Origin of the sequence: Mesorhizobium sp. M0768 (genome assembly GCF_040320195.1) — a bacterium.
In the GTDB taxonomy this organism is placed as follows: Bacteria; Pseudomonadota; Alphaproteobacteria; order Rhizobiales; family Rhizobiaceae; genus Mesorhizobium.
Genome location: NZ_JAMYPD010000081.1, coordinates 1 through 1940, shown reverse-complemented (window position 1 = coordinate 1940; position 1940 = coordinate 1). Strand labels below are relative to the sequence as shown.

Annotated in this window: 3 protein-coding genes; all 3 read right to left on the bottom strand. The window is 60.5% G+C overall.

Features of this window, described 5'->3' with window-relative positions; genetic code table 11:
• Window positions 1-227 precede the first annotated feature (227 nt).
• Window positions 228-680, bottom strand: a complete 453-nt coding sequence (locus tag NKI08_RS34335; protein ID WP_352501298.1) for a nuclear transport factor 2 family protein — start codon at window positions 678-680, stop codon at window positions 228-230.
• Window positions 681-719: 39 nt separating this feature from the next.
• Window positions 720-1361 carry a hypothetical protein gene (locus tag NKI08_RS34330; protein WP_352468455.1) on the bottom strand — a complete coding sequence of 214 codons (642 nt, stop codon included), beginning with the start codon at window positions 1359-1361 and terminating at the stop codon, window positions 720-722.
• A 130-nt stretch (window positions 1362-1491) separates the two neighbouring features.
• Window positions 1492-1743 carry a response regulator transcription factor gene (locus NKI08_RS34325; RefSeq protein WP_352775917.1) on the bottom strand — a complete coding sequence of 84 codons (252 nt, stop codon included), beginning with the start codon at window positions 1741-1743 and terminating at the stop codon, window positions 1492-1494.
• Window positions 1744-1940: the final 197 nt, after the last annotated feature.

Genomic DNA, 1940 nt, shown 5'->3' with positions numbered 1-1940 from the left:
TGTGCATCGGACCCCGTTCCTGAATCTGATAACTCTTTGTTACAAAAGCAGTTTCTCAGATTCTTGGGGCCGATGCACCCCTTACCTTGAGATATTCAGGCTAGCCGGACGTTGAATGTGGATCAATTCGGGCTGAAAAGAAGCACAGTTCTGGCTCCATGACGCCGGCAGAGCCGATGGTCCCGCCAGCGCAATTCCTTTCTCTGCCCGTTTCGGACCGACGCTTCTCAGAACGCGAAATCCGCGGACTGAACGACATCGGCTGGGAGCCAGGTTTCATGAACTTGCAAGATCTCGGGCCCCCGGCTGTAGCCGCGATCGCGGATCACCATCGTCGTGACCCGGCCATTGTTCGGTTGATCGGAGTCCTTCGCGTCGCGTTGCCATTCGTGGTAGTTCACGACCGCCACGTCGGCGCTTTGATGGCTGATCCGGATGTCGCGTATTTTGATACGGAAGGCCGGATTCGATCCGTAGATGCTCTTCATGTAACCTGCGAAATCATTTTTCCCGAACGCCCTGCCGCCCGGCATGATGGCGACCAGATCGTCGCTGATCCGGTCGAGCGCGTTCTTCTTGAACGTCGCGTCGTCGCCAGGGCATCGGCCCGCCACCCAGTCGGTGAAGAATCCGTGGATGTCGTGGATCGTCGCCTCGATTTCCTTCGTTTGAAGGGACATTTTTTCCTCCTGTCTCAAGATGATGCTGGATTAGGCGCTTTACGCCGTGGCTTGCCCCGACCGGACGCTGCTTGAGGACAGCCCGTACCACGCGAGCCACAGGCACATGAGAAGCGAGGAAATCAGCCAGATCGGACCCCCGATGCCGATCCCGAGCTGCTCACCGAGTGTCCACCCGGTTGCCGAAAGGATACCGAACGCCGAGCCGACGATCGCGGCCCATCGGGGCAGTATCCCAACGTTGTCGCGGGCATCGTGATACGCGACAAGCGCTGTCGCCAAGGCTAGCGCCCAGAATCCGTTACCCATGCCGCCGGAAAACGCCCACCAGGTCATGAAGGCGTTGGTGTCACCCCGGTCGGCCGCGACCGCGACCACCGATGCCTCGGCGACCGCGGTGGAGAACGTGGTCAGGGCGCCGAGAGCCATCACCATCCAGGCGGAACTCAGCATCGGCGAATGCCGGACCCGGGGGTTGAGCGCCAGGTTCAGGAACGAAGCGCCGGCGATCAGGAACAGCGCCGCTGCCGCCGTCCAATGGACCGTAGCCCATCGCCCATGGCCCTCGGCGATATTCTGCATCTGAACAGACAAATCCGCGTCCGGTGGCCCGTGAAAGACGAGCGCAGCCGCCAGCAGCAGCGTTCCGGTGGCGAGCCAGACACCGCCCGGCCCGCTCATGCTGTTATTATTCGTTTGCATCGGGAAAACCTCCTGTGGCCTTTACCACGCCATGAAGTTTAGACCCGCGCCACGGTTGCCCGCTTCGGCGTAAATACCCACGCAGCGAGAAATTTTGGCTTGGGTAGGATTACCCAGATACGCCCATGCCGATCAGGCCGTGCTCGACCGCAAAGGCGGTGGCTGCCGTGCGCGTGCGCACGTTCAGCCGCGTCAGGAGATCGCTAACGTGACGGTCTACCGTCCGCTGGCTCAAACCGAGCTCGCCGGCAATTTGAGGAGGTGGCGGCAGGTTACTGATGTGACAGAAGTTCGTTTCGGGCTCAATCGAGCCGTTCATCGCGTCCGCCGCCGAGGACCGGGAAGGGTGGAATGCTGCCATTCGTCTCGTCGATGGGAACGAGTAGGTAGCGCCAATATCGCGACATTCATGGCGCTTCTCAAAAGCGGCCCTTCGCGCAACGGCTCGAATCGACCGATAGTGTTGAAGAAGTCGGCGATGAAGCCGTGGATCCACTCGCACCGAAGCGTCTTGATTAAGGTCGACGCGACCTCCTCGCCTTAAGTGGCTCGGACGTT